Annotated in this window: 17 protein-coding genes; 4 read left to right on the top strand and 13 right to left on the bottom strand. The window is 39.1% G+C overall.

The annotated features are described in order from the left end of the window. Positions 1-206: 206 nt before the first annotated feature. The 4 genes from G4D54_00660 to tnpA form a co-directional block, all read right to left on the bottom strand. On the bottom strand, positions 207-1,550 hold the full coding sequence (locus G4D54_00660; protein ID QJA01022.1) for a HAMP domain-containing histidine kinase: 1,344 nt from the start codon (positions 1,548-1,550) through the stop codon (positions 207-209). Then, a complete protein-coding gene (locus tag G4D54_00655) occupies positions 1,543-2,232 on the bottom strand; it encodes a response regulator transcription factor (GenBank protein ID QJA01021.1) in 690 nt (229 codons plus the stop codon). Before G4D54_00655 ends, G4D54_00660 begins: the two co-directional genes overlap by 8 nt. 218 nt (positions 2,233-2,450) lie before the next feature. Continuing rightward, the gene (locus G4D54_00650) at positions 2,451-3,293 is read right to left on the bottom strand and encodes a transposase (protein QJA01020.1); all 843 of its coding nucleotides are present in this window, start codon (positions 3,291-3,293) and stop codon (positions 2,451-2,453) included. After that, entirely contained in the window at positions 3,265-3,693 is a 429-nt protein-coding gene (gene tnpA / locus G4D54_00645) for an IS200/IS605 family transposase (protein ID QJA01019.1), read from the bottom strand. The genes G4D54_00650 and tnpA overlap by 29 nt, the downstream gene beginning before the upstream one ends. Positions 3,694-4,159: 466 nt before the next feature. Between tnpA and G4D54_00640 the strand changes: the two genes are divergently transcribed. After that, complete coding sequence (locus G4D54_00640) at positions 4,160-4,990, top strand: glycosyltransferase (GenBank protein QJA01018.1); 831 nt, start codon at positions 4,160-4,162, stop codon at positions 4,988-4,990. Positions 4,991-5,167: 177 nt separating this feature from the next. Here G4D54_00640 and G4D54_00635 read toward each other — a convergent pair whose 3' ends face one another. The 9 genes from G4D54_00635 to G4D54_00595 all read right to left on the bottom strand — a co-directional run bounded on the left by G4D54_00635 (position 5,168) and on the right by G4D54_00595 (position 10,754). Then, the gene (locus tag G4D54_00635) at positions 5,168-6,007 is read right to left on the bottom strand and encodes a 4-(cytidine 5'-diphospho)-2-C-methyl-D-erythritol kinase (protein QJA01017.1); all 840 of its coding nucleotides are present in this window, start codon (positions 6,005-6,007) and stop codon (positions 5,168-5,170) included. After that, positions 5,979-6,854 carry a 16S rRNA (adenine(1518)-N(6)/adenine(1519)-N(6))-dimethyltransferase RsmA gene (gene rsmA / locus G4D54_00630; GenBank protein ID QJA01016.1) on the bottom strand — a complete coding sequence of 292 codons (876 nt, stop codon included), beginning with the start codon at positions 6,852-6,854 and terminating at the stop codon, positions 5,979-5,981. Before rsmA ends, G4D54_00635 begins: the two co-directional genes overlap by 29 nt. 13 nt (positions 6,855-6,867) lie before the next feature. Continuing rightward, positions 6,868-7,458, bottom strand: coding sequence for a DUF2812 domain-containing protein (locus G4D54_00625; protein QJA01015.1), 591 nt, complete (start codon positions 7,456-7,458; stop codon positions 6,868-6,870). Further along, on the bottom strand, positions 7,451-7,996 hold the full coding sequence (gene rnmV / locus G4D54_00620; protein QJA01014.1) for a ribonuclease M5: 546 nt from the start codon (positions 7,994-7,996) through the stop codon (positions 7,451-7,453). Before rnmV ends, G4D54_00625 begins: the two co-directional genes overlap by 8 nt. A 117-nt stretch (positions 7,997-8,113) precedes the next feature. Further along, positions 8,114-8,932, bottom strand: coding sequence for a peptidoglycan-binding protein (locus G4D54_00615; protein ID QJA01013.1), 819 nt, complete (start codon positions 8,930-8,932; stop codon positions 8,114-8,116). Positions 8,933-9,352: 420 nt separating this feature from the next. After that, positions 9,353-9,946 carry a DUF4368 domain-containing protein gene (locus G4D54_00610; protein ID QJA01012.1) on the bottom strand — a complete coding sequence of 198 codons (594 nt, stop codon included), beginning with the start codon at positions 9,944-9,946 and terminating at the stop codon, positions 9,353-9,355. Next, the gene (locus tag G4D54_00605) at positions 9,947-10,039 is read right to left on the bottom strand and encodes a hypothetical protein (GenBank protein ID QJA01011.1); all 93 of its coding nucleotides are present in this window, start codon (positions 10,037-10,039) and stop codon (positions 9,947-9,949) included. It lies immediately after the preceding gene. Positions 10,040-10,106: 67 nt separating this feature from the next. Then, entirely contained in the window at positions 10,107-10,337 is a 231-nt protein-coding gene (locus tag G4D54_00600; GenBank protein ID QJA01010.1) for a hypothetical protein, read from the bottom strand. 27 nt (positions 10,338-10,364) lie between these two features. Further along, the gene (locus G4D54_00595; protein QJA01009.1) at positions 10,365-10,754 is read right to left on the bottom strand and encodes a hypothetical protein; all 390 of its coding nucleotides are present in this window, start codon (positions 10,752-10,754) and stop codon (positions 10,365-10,367) included. Positions 10,755-11,029: 275 nt separating this feature from the next. On the opposite strand from G4D54_00595, the gene G4D54_00590 reads away from it, so the two are divergent. From G4D54_00590 to G4D54_00580, 3 genes are all read left to right on the top strand, one after another. Then, complete coding sequence (locus tag G4D54_00590) at positions 11,030-11,266, top strand: helix-turn-helix transcriptional regulator (protein QJA01008.1); 237 nt, start codon at positions 11,030-11,032, stop codon at positions 11,264-11,266. Next, positions 11,263-14,967 carry an N-6 DNA methylase gene (locus G4D54_00585; protein ID QJA01007.1) on the top strand — a complete coding sequence of 1,235 codons (3,705 nt, stop codon included), beginning with the start codon at positions 11,263-11,265 and terminating at the stop codon, positions 14,965-14,967. The genes G4D54_00590 and G4D54_00585 overlap by 4 nt, the downstream gene beginning before the upstream one ends. Before the next feature lie 64 nt (positions 14,968-15,031). Beyond that, complete coding sequence (locus tag G4D54_00580) at positions 15,032-15,265, top strand: hypothetical protein (GenBank protein QJA01006.1); 234 nt, start codon at positions 15,032-15,034, stop codon at positions 15,263-15,265. Positions 15,266-15,356 lie beyond the last annotated feature (91 nt).

The raw sequence follows: 15,356 nt of genomic DNA, 5'->3' as shown, positions 1-15,356 counted from the left end.
TGACAGCTTGGTTATCCAGGCTGTTTTTTTACTCCCTTCCGCATTTCATCCTTTTTCCGTTAGAAGGTCAATTTACCGTTTAATGCAGAACTAATCATAAAAAAGCAGCTGTGTTTGTGCAGGACAGACAACAGATGCCTTGTTACATATATGCTGCAGAAATGCAGAACTATTCTTTTTACATGTCTAACACGAATATAGCAGTGCTATTCCTGACGGCAAGGAAAGAACAGCTCTACAACAAATTCCGTATCATCATTTTCATATAGAAAGCTGCCATTCATCCCTTTCATGATCTTATTAACGCTTTTCAGACCAATCTGGGTGCTTTCCTCCCGGGATGCGTCCTTTTTCTTACGATTTTTTAACCGAATCAGCACATTCCCCTTCTCCACCTGTAAAGAAACAGTCACAATGTGTTTATCCCCATATTTTCGGATATTGGAAAATACATTATCAAACACACGCATCAGCATGGCTTCCTCCCCCATGATTTTCCAGCTGCCCCTTTCAAATTTTGTCAATATCTCAAATTTCTGTTCACGCAGCTCCTCGCAATAGAACTCCAGCATATTCAGTACCGCCTGCTCCTCTATGGGATGCAGCTGCAGCTCCTCATCACGGGAATACACAAGGAAATGATTAAACAGCTTATCTGACATATCCTTGATCTGTTCGGCCTTCTGCCGGCTTTTTCGAATATAGTCATCCCTCGCTGCATCACTCTTATAGATTTTCATTTGAAGAATATCCAGATATCCAAGCAGAGAGGTGAGGGGTGTACGAAGATCATGTGACATGGCTGTAACAAGCTCCTGATTGGCATTGCGTGCTTCTTCTTCCTTCAGCATATTATCATACAATGCATTGCGCAGATGATTCAGCTGCCGGGCAAGATCCGTCAATTCATCATTTCCCTTGTAAATGATCGTATGGTGAAAATCACCGGCTTCAATCAGCTGCATTTCCTCTTCGATACTGAGGACATATTTCATTTTGCGGTGTACAAACTGCATAATCACTACAATGAACAGCAGGATTGAAGCAACTGCCGCCACAATGAGAAACCGAATCATGAAGGAAAGACCGATAAAGGAATAGACAACAAGATAGGCTTCACCATCATGAAATTTCAGCGTATATTCCTGATCGTCCGGCTCATACAGATTCAGCCAGAAGGACATGGTACCCACATATGCCTGATCCTCCATCGTACTGAATGATGTTTCACTCAGCGTATCCTCATCATCATACAGATACAGCGTGAGATCCTTGTATTTTCTCATTTCCCGTTTGATGGCTTTTTTATTCTTTTTCGAAATATCCTTTTTCGTTATCGTATCCTGCAGGGTCTGAATCTGTTCACTCGTTTCCTTCTTTACTGCCTCTTCACCGACAGCCAGATGAAACATACGATACCGGTTAAAAAATAAAAACCCGAACAGTGATACGGAAACAACTGCCGCCAGTATAACGATACCGATAAATTTCAGGCTTAGCTTGGAGATATGCTTTTTTCTTGTTCCGACAGGGCTTATTTTCTTAATCAAAACGGTACCCCTTTCCCCAGACGGTTTTTATATACACCGGATTCTGCGGATCCACTCCCAGCTTCTTGCGCAGATTTCGGATATGCACCATGATGGTATTATTTGCGGAATACATATACGGCCCCTTCCAGATAGCTTCATACAGCTCCTGATTGGAGAAAATTTTTTTCGGATGGTCCGCCAACAGTAACAAAATCTGATACTCCATTTCTGTCAGATTTACAGCTTCCTCCTTCTTTTTCACCTGATTGCTGTTTCGGCTGATGACCAGATCATGCATGATAATCTGATCGCCCTCCTGCGGCTCCTCCTTCCCCTTGTAAATGCAATATCTGCGCAGAAGTGCTTTCACACGGGCAATGAGTTCATTATAGGAAAACGGCTTCGCCAAATAATCATCTCCGCCGCTGGAAAATCCAAGCGCTTTGTCCTGGTCCATGGTCTTTGCAGTCAAAAACAGAATCGGCGCATTCGTGACCTCACGAATCTGACGGCATGCCTTAAAGCCATCCATTTTCGGCATCATAACATCCAGAATGATTAAGTCCATATCCTCTGCTTTAGCTATTGCTGCTTCTCCATCACCGGCTTCCTCCACCTCATAGCCCTCGTTCTCCAGAAGAACAGTTACTACCTCACGAATTTCCTGATTATCATCCACAATGAGTATTCTGCTTCCCATCGTCCACACCTCATTTCTTTTCTCTTTCATTATATATCAAAATACAGGCTCCTACTACCTAATGTTCAGTGACGTACTCTCACCACATATGCTATGACTAGCATAGAAGTGGGAGCTTCTCACCCTTCGGGTGCGCAGAGTGTGTTCGATAGAACCAATATCCTAAGCATAAGCAAGCTATCCCCGCTCGTCCAGCGGTTCTTTGTAATCCTTATTTTCTAACCTCTATGTAATCGTATACCTTCATCACGTATATTCTTCGCTGCATTGATATCACGATCCTCTATATGACCACACTTCGGACATTGATAGATTCTTTCATTCTGTGCTACATGGGCATGCAGCTTGGCTACCTTGTTTCTTTGCTTCTTATAGTTATTACTTCCTTTGACCATCTTGGAAAGTTTGCGTTGTTCTCTTGCTAATCGCTTCTCACTCGCACAGTAAAAATGGGGATAGTCACATACCTGACCTTCACTATCTACATATAAATGTTTTTGCGAATAATCAAGACCTAACACATGTACTACTTCTTTACTTTCTACTTTATTTTCATATTCAAACAGACATGTCGCAATATAACGGTCCTGCTGTTTGCTTATCGTCACTGCTTTTAATATCCCCTGTGGTATGCGATGCATATGGATCCTTACATCACCTGCCTTTGGTAAACGTAGATAGGTCGTTTGGTTTTGTATCGTACTAAACAATCGGATATTTCCGTTGACCATATTTGTCGTGTAACTTTGTTTCGCCTGATGCTTTGATTTCCATTTGGGAAAACCGATATCTGTTTCTTTGAAGAACTTTTTGAAAGCAGCTTCTAAATGTAGTTGAGCGTTTGCTAATGCCAAAGAATCTACTTCCTTGAGAAATGGATGATCCTTCTTATAGGATGCAGGTGTCGTTTGCTTCATTTTCTTAGTTTCTTCATAATATTTGATTTTGTCATCTAACATATGATTATACAGAAAACGGACACAACCAAATGTTTTGGTAAAGAAAATCTCTTGCTTCTTGTTTGGATAGATTCTAAACTGATACCCTTTTCTTGACACCATTCTTCTCACCTTGACTTTCGATATAAGCTTTGATGATGTCGGTGGTGACACCTCCTGTACTGATCAAACAGAAGCTCTGACTCCAAAATGCTTCTTTCCAAAGCTTTTCACGAATTTCAGGAAACTCCTTCTTCAATAAACGTGAACTGGCACTCTTATACGCATTGATGAATTTCGTAAGACAAGAGTTAGGGTGAGCAGAGAACAGGATATGAATATGATCGACATCATGATTCCATTCTTGAAGAGAGATGTTATAGGATCTGGCAATATGAAGAAAGATATCTTTTGCACGATCACTGATGACATCATCGAACACACGACGCCGATATTTGGTTGTCATGATCAAATGATAACGGAGAGCAAATACTGAATGAGCATTACTGTCTAAATCTAGCATAAATACACCTCATTTCATAATATCGACCGAAACTATTTTTATACTCATAGTATACCACAAGGCGGTCTGATTTACCATATTTATAAAGAAAAGGGACAGAACTTACGCATTTATTTGACTTAAGATATAGATGGAAATTTATTCAGGCATTCCTTATTTAACAAAGTCATATCAATTATATGTAATTGTGCTCATCTCTTGATATTTTCACTCAACAGTCATAAAAAGCATGAGCAAAATCCTTTCTCAAATGTTTTTGCTTTTTTTGAATCTAAGAAATTTAATCGTATTTATCTGGTGTGAAGGATAAAGGAAAATGGCTGCATTCATCCCACCATCTGCTTATCGTCGCAGAGATGGGGGACTTCTGCCTGTTATTTGTTAAATCAGTGTTAAGACTTTTTAAGATTTCAAAACTGGATTTATCACAATAGTATGCCATAATGTTTATAGAAGGAGTGATGGTGTGGATAAGATCAGTGTCATTATACCCTGTCATAATAATGCGGGAGCATTACGCAGAGTGTATACGGATGTCCTGCGGGAAGTAAAGAAGCTGCCGGTCAGCTATGAGCTTCTTTTTATTGACAATGCGTCCAGAGACGGAAGCTCCGCTATTCTGCGCTTGCTGTCACAGCAGGATTATGCATGCCATTACGTATCACTGAATCACCGTGTTACGCCGGTGTCTGCTATATTTCTGGGAGCACAGCTGTCAAACGGTGACTTTCTTATGCTCACCGACACCCGTCATCCCGCCTATCTCATACCGGAGCTGTACCGAACCCTCTGTGGCAGGACGCAATGCTGCGGCGGCGACCTCATTACCGGTAACAGACATATGCGAAAGCAGCCCTTTTTTAAGCTTCTGCGCAGGGAATATGTCGGTGAGGCTTTACAGACTGAGGATATCTCTGCATTTCGCAAAATACTGCTGCAGGATGATACCGGGACTGTATGGCTTCCTTATACGGAGCTGGAGCGCAGTCTGATCACCTGGCAGGATCGGTTGTATTCTCTTATGATAACATATGGAAACCGTGTTCTCACCTATATCGGAATGGGCGTCTTTATATTACTTACCGGTGTTCCCTGTTTCCTATTGTTTATGATGTTTCTGGATTTGTTGTATGCTGTCCTGCTTTATACAGGACTTTTCATAAGCCTGCTCTTCCTGTTCACCCGTTTTCGGCATCACCCATATTTCTTTCGGCATGAACAGCTTCTGCTTACGGATATCAGAGAAAGCACGCTGCCGAATCCACCCATTCAAAAGCCGGATATATCCAAGCTGTAGCATTTTGAATCCTGTGGGGATCTATGAAGGCTTTCATACGGATAATATGAAAATGGCACAGACAAACCGAAACCGGTAATCCTATGCCGTTTTTTCTTTATGAAGCCAGCACTGCTGCTTTTCAGGCAGACATCAAAGAAGAGATATCCCCTGTTTGTCTATAGCCTTAACCTCCATTTACTGCTTGATCGCTGTACAGCATACAAAATACGTTTTGTTATGGAACCGCTTCTCTGCTTGCCGCAGAAGTTCCTTCTTCCTTGTAATTGCAAATACTGTACTTCCACTGCCACTCATCAGCACCGCATCAAACCCCATACTCTGCAGCTGGTGTTTGATGTCCGCAATTTCCGGAACCAGCTGAAAGGCACTGTATTCCAGGGAATTGGATATGACACTTGAAAGCTGCGCAAGGTCGCCCTGCTGTAATGCATGGATAACCTCATTGCAGTCCGGATGGTCGCATTTCTCAAAATCAAGCATAGAAAAAGCTTTCCCGGTAGGTACGCCCATCGCTGGCTTCACCAGAAGAATATGAAAATCGCAAGGCATGGCGAACGGTGTTATCCTTTCGCCAATCCCCTTTACCAAAGCACAGGTTTCCATGATGCAGAACGGTACATCTGCGCCAACCTGCTTTCCCAGCTGTGCCAGATCCTCCAGTGAGATATCCAGCTTCAGCAAATCACGGATTCCACGCATGACTGCAGCGGCATCTGCACTTCCTCCGGCAAGTCCTGCCTGTGCGGGGATATGCTTCTCCACATGCACATGGAAGCATTCCGATAGAGAAAAGGTCCTTCGCATCAGCTCCACCGCCTGAATGATTGTATTCGTTTCATCCATCCGCAGCTGTGCATCACTACACGTATAGCAGTCCTCACTGGACAGTGTTATGGTAAGCTCATCATGGAGCATCAGAGGAACCATAATCATTTCCAGCTCATGATACCCGTCATCCCGCCTGCATACGACATTCAGGCAGATGTTAATTTTCGCATGTGCTTTTACTTTCATTTCTATGTACCTCATATAAGTTGATAAATTCCGCAAGTGTGACGCTTTCTGCCCGTCTTGTGCAGTCTATACCGCTTTTCTCAAGCTCTGCACGCGCCTGCTGCTTATCCTGACAATATTCCCCGTAATTGTTCAGTATGGTCTTTCTTCTCTGGCGAAAGCAAGCCTTGACCAATGAAAAAAAACTTTCTTCCTCGATATTCTGCGGTGTATCCCTGAAACGGAACTGCAAGACTGCGCTGTCCACATTCGGCTTTGGCAGGAAAACGTTTTTCGGCACCTTCATCACCGGGGTTACCTCACAGCGATACTGTGTGATAATACTTAACGCATTGTAATCCTTGGTATTTACTTCAGCAGCGAAGCGGTCTGCGACCTCCTTCTGCATCATGACGGTGATTGCCGCAACGTCCGCTTTGGATTCAAAGATTTTAAACAGAATCGGTGTCGTGATATAGTATGGCAGATTGGCAGCAATGACGACATCATAGCCCTCTTTCCTGTACGTTCTGCACCATTCTTTCAAATCGATTTCTAAAAAATCAGACATGACCAGCTCAAAATTGTCATATTCCTGCAGCGTGTCTGCCAGAACATCAGGAAGCCGCTCATCAATTTCAAAGGATACAACCTTTTTTGCATACTCACACAGATACTGTGTCAATGCACCGATACCGGGTCCTATTTCAAATACCACGCAGTGATCCGACAGGACTGCATGTCGTGCAATTTTATCTACAATTCCGGATTCAATCAGAAAATTCTGTCCGTAATTTTTTTTCGCAAACATTCCATGTGTTTCCAGAATTTCCTTTGTTCTGGAAGGTGTCGCAATGGGTTTCTTCATAAGCTTATCCTTTCTAAAACAGCAGATAGAAGGTGGATACCAGCAATTCTATCAGCAGATATACAATACCTGTTAAAAGCACTGCATACAACAGGTTTTTTATAATTCGAATCAGATTACTGTATTTTGTCGTGCTTTTGACATCAAACAGCAGCGGCAGCGCAAACAATAGAAGGGTAAAGACGAAAAGAAGCGGCTTCCGCAATGCCTCCTCCTCCACACGCACACAATACAGCAATGAAAACAGATACAGCAAATTGCATGTCATTTTGAAGATTCTTCGCTTCGTATACAGCTTCATATCCAGAAGCGGCAGCGGCTGATCAAGATTTTCATGATAGAAAATAACGCTCAGACCGTTTCGGCAAAGCACGTTCCATCCCTCAGCCAGAAAGATGCTTTCGTCTGCATCGTATTTCACATCGTAGAAGCAAACCTTCACATGCCGTCGTTTTCCCTCTACAAAACGAAAATTCATTAAAGAGCCAAGCATGACATAGCGAAAGGAGGACAATTCCCATCCCTCCTGCAGGATTTCAGATACCCAGCTTTCCAGTTGTTCCTTGGGACGCAGGGCAAACGTTACCTTAACAAGCTCATTCATATGGCTGTCCAAGCAGCTTTTCCACATCTGTTTTATGCAGCTGCAGCATATTCAGACGCTTGAAAAGTGTTTTGGCATTCGGCTTTCCCAGATACAGGGAGCGGGCAATCTGCGCTCTCTTTTCGGCACTGTCCTCTCTGCCGTTTAGTCCCAGATCCAGATATTCCTCATAGCTCAGTGTATCCTGCAGATGTTCATCAAAGGTCATCAGATGCGTTAATGCCTCCAGAATATCTTCCTTGCAGGCATGCTCCACACCAACCTTTTTGTTTGTTTTGGCCTTTGCCTTATCAATGAAGGCATTTTTACAGCCGGGTACTGCCGCATTGATGCAGGAACGTATTTTTTCTCCGGGAAAATCCGGATCCGTAAATATAATCACACCGCGCGTTTTCTGAGCAAGTCTGATCTGTCGCAGGATTTCTTTCCCCAAATGCGTACCGTTTGTTTCTATGGTATCACAGTCCAGAAAGCTTTTCAGTACATTTGTGTCGTTTTTTCCCTCAACCACAAGGATTTCTTTCATCTTCACAAGCATCAGCCTTTCCTTAATTACTATAGTACCATAATTATATCATGTTAAATACAGAGAATACCAGCTTAGCTTTTTGTAAAAGCAAAAGGACACAGAAAACCAGCTTCCATGTCCTGATGATTATAATGCACAGCTTCTGGCTCCGTTTTTACCACCCTCACGGATGATCTGCGCCTTTGCCTGTGTGTTTTTCACCGGTACGATAGCACCGGAGTTCTCACTGCCGATATACAGGTCGATATGATTTCCCTGAATAGCCCCGCCTCGGTCCAGTACAATGGCATAGTAGGGCTGATCCGGTGTAATACCACTTCCACTCAGACCGTGATCACTGATTTTCAGTATCGAGCAAAGTGGAATGCTTGGGTCTGCGGCAACGATATAGTAATTACCATACCGGATACCCGGCTGCCATGAGCCATCCGGCATCTGTACACCAAGGGTTAAATCCAGTGCCACACCTAGGGAAGTACCGCCGCGGCCGCTTTCGCCGCCACATCCATAGCAGTCAACGCCGTAGGTTGTGATTTTCGGACTGAATGCCTGTGAGGACTCCTTTTCCATCCTTTTCAGGCGTTCCTGTTCTTTTCTTTTTTTCTCCAGCTGCACTTGACGCTTCCGTTCCTTTACAACCTTTTCTTTCATTTTTTTCGCATAGCCTTCGACATCGGATTTCATCAGCAGCACACCATGCTCATCCCTCATGCTGCGAAACATGGAGCCACTTTTTTGCATAGGACCATAGGCATGAAAAGCCATGGCGGCCATGCTGGTATCCTTTGTCTGAATCAGACTGTTTGTATGAAGGGTATCCTGAGATACCGTATGTTTGTTATTCACAGTGTTCAGTGACTTCTGCGGTACAGAGGCACTGGAAGCACATCCATATAAAGCGAAAACACAGATGAATAAAGCGAATTTTATTCGTTTTGAGTTCATTGATGTTCCTCCTTTTACGAAACAGACACTAGTCTAGCATACTTTTTTTGACTTGTCCAATATTTTTATTTTTTAACATGTATTTATGTTTATTTTCCCCTCTACATTGTATTTTATACATATGAATTTGCAGAGGCATTTATGCCAGACCCTTTAAATAAAGGTATCTATGAACTATATTATGTCAGATATCTGATTTTTATGTGAAAATTTATTTGTGATAATTCGGTATCTATTCACAAATGATATTTGTTTTTTCATTTGTTTCAGTTTTCTGAAACCGCTGTCGCTCCCCTGTTTATCGCTTTATCGCACCGTTTTCTCCACTTGTGAAGAAAATACGAAAAAAAAGCCCGATCTGTAGTCCAAACTTAGGGATTTTAGAGGGTTTTTAAAATTCGGCATAGTCGTTAATAGCGGCTATGCCGTTTTTACATTAGATGGGATTTCAATTTCGCCAATAAAATTGAATATAGTTTTTATCTTCTTGGTATTGCGTGACCATAACTTTTCTGATTGATACACATATACCTTTTCGATAAAGGTTCTTATGATTTCTGCGTTTAACTCATTAATATCAGTGTAGGTATGTACAATGTCAAGGGAACTATCAATGTTAGCTGATTTCTTTTTGGTGTCATTAATGATTACTTCTAACCTTGCCAATCGCTCTTTTAGTTGATTTTGCTCAGCTTCATAAGCAGCGGTCATTTTCATAAAACGCTCATCACTGATTATACCTTCTGCATCGTCGTCGAACAATTTCTGGATAAAGGTATCTAGTTTTTTCGTTCTACAGGTGCCTTGCTCGTTATTCTTGCTGTCACGAATAGCTCGTTCGACAGTCTTTGCGCTGTTCTTTGTTACAAGTTCAATAAATTCATCTTCACCTTCTTTCGCAAACACAGTGACTTGCTGAATGGCATAAAGTAATGCAGCTTCAATTTCTACATTTCTAATCTGATGAGATGTACAAGTTTCTTTTCTTTTTTTACGATAAGTTGCACATACCATTTATTCCTTTTCCTGTGTCCAATCTTTACCTCGTATTTGATACAATTTAGCACCACAATCTGCACAATATATCATTCCAGATAGTATTGGCATTTTACCTAGTGGTTACTTTTTCGTCTGCCATAACAAATGCGTTGTATGGCATCAAGGGTGTCTTGATTTATAATTGCCACATGGGTGTTTCCAATATCTTCCATTGTAAAGGATCGTTTTCATTTTTCTTCCTTGATTTGAATGACTTTCTTCTTGTTTTAAAATTGACAGAGTGTCCAAGATATTCCTTCCTTTCTAGGATTTTTGAAACTGCTGTAGCTGTCCACCCACATTCGTCATAGGACACGGCTGTTAGATTCTCACCTTTTGATTTAAGATAAGCAGATGGTGAAAACACCTTATCATCTTGTAGATTATCCGCAACCTAGCTTGGACCAAAGCCCTCGATACATAAATCAAATATATGTCTTACTACCTCAGCGGTAGGCTCGTCATTAATCCAATGTTTTTTATTTTCCGGATCTTTCATATATCCATAGGGTAGATTAGTACACAGTGGTTTTTCAGATTCTCCCTTAGCCTTAAACACAGCTTTGATTTTCTTGCTTGTATCCTTTGCATACCATTCGTTAATGATATTTAGAAATGGAATAAAGTCACTGTCTTGCTGATTGGCATTATCGACACCGTTGTTTGTTGTAATAAATCGTACTTCGGCTTCTGGGAATGCCACTTCCGTATAGTAACTGACTTTAAGGTAATCATGCTCTAATCGGCTCATGTCTTTTACGACAATGTCTGCATGCGACTGCATCCATTATCCATATATTACTTGCTTTCTATACTTAGGCGCGAAAACGATGTGATAATTGCAATTTCATTTTGTGGTTCCTCCTTTATTTTGTTGTGACCGCCAAGCCACTTACATTATATCGGAGGTTTTCTTTTTTTATTACTTTTCTTATAGCTTAAGCTTTTTAGAACCACCTGTAAAAGTTACAGATGGACTTGGAGGGTAGAAATATTTATAGTTTTTATGTTATAATAACGCTATATTGGTGCATATGGAATTTAAGGAGTTGAATAGACATGAATTTTCCAAACGAAATAAAAAAACTTAGAGAACGTGCTTTGTTAACACAAACAGAGTTCGCTGATATTGTTGGTGTAGTATTTTCTACAGTCAACCGCTGGGAAGCGGGAAAAGCCAGACCAAATATTAGAACTATGAAGAATATTAAAGCCTACTGTGAAACAACCGGTCTTCCCTATGAAGATGTTGAAGAAGCATGGCTAAACTATACTATGGAGGCAAAAGAAAAATGATAACAAAATATAATATGAAGAATATGTTAATCTCAACAGGTTTTAGCGATACTTCTAATGAGAAATTTGAAAAATATTATCCATTTTCTGACTGTTCTATTACTGTGGATTTTAAAAATGAAAAAATAATTTATCCTGAAGATAAAGGGTTCAAAGTCAATGTAGCAACTACAACAAATTTCTCTGAACCAGAAAACTTTGTTGTATTAGAATGTGTAAACAGGTTACTTGATAAAGGTTATAGACCTGAAAATATTGAACTTGAACGCACTTGGGCTCTTGGTCATGAACAAAAAAGTGGTCGAGCAGATATTTGTGTATGTGATCAAAATGGAAAAATGCTATTCATTGTTGAATGTAAGACATTTGGTACTGAATATAATAAAGAAATGAAAAACATACTTTCTGATGGAGGGCAGTTAATTTCTTACTGGCAACAAGAACGTGGTTGTAGATGGTTAGTCTTATATGCATCAAATATAAATGACAAGAATGAGATTGAGTATACAACAGATAGCATTGACTGCTCAGATGACGATAATATCATAAATCTAGCAAAAAAGGATTCCACTATTCTTCTATATAAAAATGCTCATACTGTTTCAGAACTTTACGAAGCATGGAAAGAGACCTATGAGCGAAGATTCAGCGGTGATGTTATTTTCAGAGATGATTCAGTCGCTTATGATATTGGAGCAAAACCTCTTAGAAAGAAAGATTTAAAAGATTTCTCTGAAAACGATAAGATAGTAAATCGTTTTGAGGAAATCTTAAGACACAATAATGTGTCAGACAAAGAAAACGCATTTAATCGATTGATTGCCTTATTTATCTGCAAATTAGTAGACGAAATACAAAAAACAGATAATGACATTGTCGAATTTCAATATAAAGTAGGCACAGATACATATGAATCTCTTCAGGATAGACTTCAAAGACTTCATAAGGAAGGTATGGAAAAATTTATGCGTGAAGAAATTTTCTATGTGTCTGATGATTATGCAGAAAATCTTGTAAAACAATATACGAAACAAAAGAGAGTTAAAATGATTGAAGAATTGAGAAATACACTTCGTATACTCAAATTCTATACAAATAATGACTTTGCTTTTAAAGATGTCCACAATGAAGAATTATTTTATCAAAATGGTAAAATTTTAGTAGAAATAGTACAACTCTTTCAAGATTATAGAATAATCGGCTCAGCAGATATGCAAATGCTTGGTGATTTGTTTGAACAACTGCTTAACAAAGGTTTCAAACAAAATGAAGGTCAATTTTTCACACCTATCCCTATTACACGCTTTATTTGGGATAGTCTTCCTTTAGAACAAATAATGACAAAAACTGATGGTATTGAATATCCTAAGATCATAGACTATGCCTGTGGAGCAGGTCATTTCTTAACTGAAGGTTTTGAAGCGGTGGAAGTCCATGCTAATGCGATAAATAGTAGTACGCAGACTTTTAATCGATGGGTAGAGAAAAAAATATTTGGCATCGAAAAGGATTACAGATTAGCAAGAGTATCTAAAATCTCTCTTTTTATGCATGGTGCAGGGGATGGAAATATAATTTTTGGTGATGGACTTGAAAACTATCCTGATAAAGAGATAGTACCGGAATCATTTGATGTTCTTGTAGCTAATCCACCTTATTCAGTAAAAGCGTTCAAGCCTCACTTGAAGTTATCAAACAATCAATTAGATATTTTAGATAAGATTTCAAATGATGGTTCAGAAATTGAAACACTGTTTGTAGAAAGAATATCACAATTACTAAAGCCTAATGGAGTAGCCGCTGTGATTCTGCCTAGTAGCATATTAAACAAGGAAAACGAAAGTTTTATTTCTGCAAGAGAATCGCTTCTTAAGAATTTTAACATTATAGCTATCTCAACTCTTGGAAGTAAAACATTCGGAGCTACTGGAACTAATACAGTAATTCTTTTCTTACAAAAGTTTAATGAACCGCCAAAACGCACAGATATGGTTATTGATAGTGTTGAAGCTATACTTTCTAAAGCTGATATTGATGGCTGGGAAGATGAAACCATTTTGAGAGGCTACCTAAAGAAAATAGGTGTAAAAAAGGATACTTACAACGAATTTTTATCCAAAAACAAAGATTATGCTTTTTGGAAAACCGATAATTATTTTAATCAACACTATAACCAATTTGTAAGCTCATCAGAATACACTAAAAAAAGCAATCAGAAAACTTTTATAAAACTATCTGGTTTAGAACAGAAAAAATGGTTTAATCAGAAGTTTTATGAATACGCTGTTTCTGTTGAACAAGAAAAGTTATTCTATTATTCATTAGTTTACAATCAAAATACGTTGATAATTTCTGCTCCAGATGAAAACAAAGAACAAGAAAAGTTTTTAGGATATAAATGGAGCAATAGAAAAGGACAAGAAGGAATTCAGATAATAAAGGCTGGAGGATGTTTATATAACGCATTTGACCGTGCAGACAAAAACTCCATTGCAGGGCTAATTAGAAATGCTTTCTCTGATGGAGATATGTTTGATGTCGAAGAATTAGATCAGTACTATTATCGTCTGAGATTGCAAGATATGCTTGATTTTTCAGGTACAGCGTTTAGCAAGTCTATTAAAACCACTCCCACAAGAGTGCTTAAGGATATTCCGGGACTCACAAATTACAGATTATCTGATAAGAACTATTTTGATTTAAGCATAGGCAACCGTGTACTTTCAGATGAAGTAGTTGAAAATGGTAGTATTCCTATTTATAGTGCAAATGTTTTTGAGGAATTTGGGAAAATAGATAAACAGAATATAACTGATTTTTCTATGCCTTCTATTCTATGGGGAATCGATGGTGATTGGATGGTAAACATTCTGCCTGCCAATAAACCATTCTACCCGACAGACCACTGTGGTGTTTTACGTATAAAAACGGATGATATTATGCCTAAATATATGGCTTTAGCACTCCAGGTAGAAGGTGAATTTGAAAGATTTTCTCGTAGCAATAGAGCATCTACACAGAGAATTGCTAATTTAATTATTCAAATTCCTTCTGTGGCAGACCAACAAAAGATAGTCGATGAAATTAAAACTATTGATCAGAAAATCGCCGATGAGCAAGCAATTATCACTGAACAATCTGAGAAGGTTAAATCCAAATTTGTCGAAATGTTTGGAGGAAAGTCCTTTGTTCATAAGTCTATAGAAAAAATTTCAAAAGAACTTTTCGCGGGTGGAGATAAGCCGAATGATTATTCGTCACAATACAATGATGTATATAAATATCCGGTATTTTCAAATGGAAAGTTAGGAAACGATTTATTATGCTACAGCAAAGAATATCGTGTATCTGAGCCAGCGTTGACAATATCAGCTAGAGGTACTATTGGGTATACAACAATAAGAGAGGCTTATTTTACGCCTGTTGTAAGATTGATAACTTTAATTCCTACTGACGACATTAACTTGAGATATTTACAATGTAGTATTGATAATTTAAATCTCGAAAAAAATGGTTCTGGAGCTGGTCAACTTACAATACCCGATTTTTCTAGATATCAAATTATGGTTCCACCGAAACCACTGCAAATTGAATTCGAGGATTTCGCTGATTCATGCGACAAATTGAAATTTGAAGCACAAGAAAGACTAGGAAAACTAAAAAACGCACGTGAAGAACTTATAGACAAACACTTCAGATAAAAAAGAATGCCTAACATTACCTGTATTCCTCTTCAAAAAAAATTAAACTTAAGTAGATTTTTCTATGAAAAAGGAATTGATAAACTCTATCGAACAGAGAATGATAGGCATTTTAAATAATGAACTACTTGTTAAATTTGTCGAAATGTTTGATTTTGAAAATTTTATTTTGGATGAAACTACTTCCAAATATAGACTTATGCCAATTGGATTAATTTGTGAGGATGGGCGAGGTAGAGTTATTAGTAATGATTACATTGTAGCAAATCACGGGGAATATCCAGTGTATTCATCATAAACAACAAACGAAGGAATTTTTGAATATATTAACACCTACGATTTTGAAGGAGAGTACATTACTTAAATCACTGACGGTGTAAATGCAGGAA

Source organism: [Clostridium] innocuum (assembly GCA_012317185.1).
Taxonomy (GTDB): Bacteria; Bacillota_I; Bacilli_A; order Erysipelotrichales; family Erysipelotrichaceae; genus Clostridium_AQ; species Clostridium_AQ innocuum.
This window is presented reverse-complemented; position numbering and strand designations above follow the sequence as displayed.

Coding starts and splice junctions, on each gene's coding strand:
- G4D54_00655 (QJA01021.1), bottom strand. CDS start 2,232: ATGGGAAGCAGAATACTCATTGTGGATGATAATCAGGAAATTCGTGAG.
- G4D54_00650 (QJA01020.1), bottom strand. CDS start 3,293: ATGGTGTCAAGAAAAGGGTATCAGTTTAGAATCTATCCAAACAAGAAG.
- tnpA (QJA01019.1), bottom strand. CDS start 3,693: ATGCTAGATTTAGACAGTAATGCTCATTCAGTATTTGCTCTCCGTTAT.
- G4D54_00635 (QJA01017.1), bottom strand. CDS start 6,007: ATGAAAGTAAAAGCACATGCGAAAATTAACATCTGCCTGAATGTCGTA.
- rsmA (QJA01016.1), bottom strand. CDS start 6,854: ATGAAGAAACCCATTGCGACACCTTCCAGAACAAAGGAAATTCTGGAA.
- G4D54_00625 (QJA01015.1), bottom strand. CDS start 7,458: ATGAATGAGCTTGTTAAGGTAACGTTTGCCCTGCGTCCCAAGGAACAA.
- rnmV (QJA01014.1), bottom strand. CDS start 7,996: ATGCTTGTGAAGATGAAAGAAATCCTTGTGGTTGAGGGAAAAAACGAC.
- G4D54_00615 (QJA01013.1), bottom strand. CDS start 8,932: ATGAACTCAAAACGAATAAAATTCGCTTTATTCATCTGTGTTTTCGCT.
- G4D54_00610 (QJA01012.1), bottom strand. CDS start 9,946: ATGGTATGTGCAACTTATCGTAAAAAAAGAAAAGAAACTTGTACATCT.
- G4D54_00605 (QJA01011.1), bottom strand. CDS start 10,039: ATGCCAATACTATCTGGAATGATATATTGTGCAGATTGTGGTGCTAAA.
- G4D54_00595 (QJA01009.1), bottom strand. CDS start 10,754: ATGCAGTCGCATGCAGACATTGTCGTAAAAGACATGAGCCGATTAGAG.
- G4D54_00590 (QJA01008.1), top strand. CDS start 11,030: ATGAATTTTCCAAACGAAATAAAAAAACTTAGAGAACGTGCTTTGTTA.
- G4D54_00585 (QJA01007.1), top strand. CDS start 11,263: ATGATAACAAAATATAATATGAAGAATATGTTAATCTCAACAGGTTTT.
- G4D54_00580 (QJA01006.1), top strand. CDS start 15,032: ATGAAAAAGGAATTGATAAACTCTATCGAACAGAGAATGATAGGCATT.